The organism is Clostridioides sp. ZZV15-6598 (genome assembly GCF_020657705.1).
GTDB lineage: Bacteria > Bacillota > Clostridia > Peptostreptococcales > Peptostreptococcaceae > Clostridioides > Clostridioides difficile_F.
The window spans coordinates 1-467 of record NZ_JAGWCS010000326.1; the positions used below are offsets into that span (position 1 = coordinate 1).

General features: G+C 22.1%; 1 pseudogene. It reads right to left on the reverse strand.

Annotation, left to right across the window (positions count from 1 at the left end):
- Window positions 1–437 (reverse strand): annotated as a pseudogene (locus KGF50_RS21865) (sensor histidine kinase); the annotation flags it as partial.
- Between the last annotated feature and the right edge of the window lie 30 nt (window positions 438–467).

Sequence of the window (467 nt, forward strand, 5' to 3'; positions counted from 1 at the left end):
GTTCTAAGTATTGCTATGGCATTTTTTTGTTCATGAGATAAATATGAATTTAATCTTTTATAATCTTCAATATGAGAATCAAACCTATCTTTTAAATCTTTATATACTTTAGACATAATAGGGTCTATACTCAACACTTTGTCTTCATCTTCTATATTTTTTATATTATTTAATATGTCCATTCTTTCTTTAAACTCTAGTCTATTCAGTATTGCTAAAAGAATAAAGTTAGATGTTACTATAAAAGCAAAAAATAACATTATAATTATGTTAAAATTACTATTAAGTACAAGATTATAATCAAAAATTAATCTTTCATCTAAGGTCTTATCTTCCATGGCGTTATAAGTATTCTCTATATTTGTTCCATAATATGAATTTGAATCACTAGTCATTAATTCTTTACTTGTATTAGATATATTTATAATATATTTCAAACCTACTGTAAAAATTATAAAGACTATAAC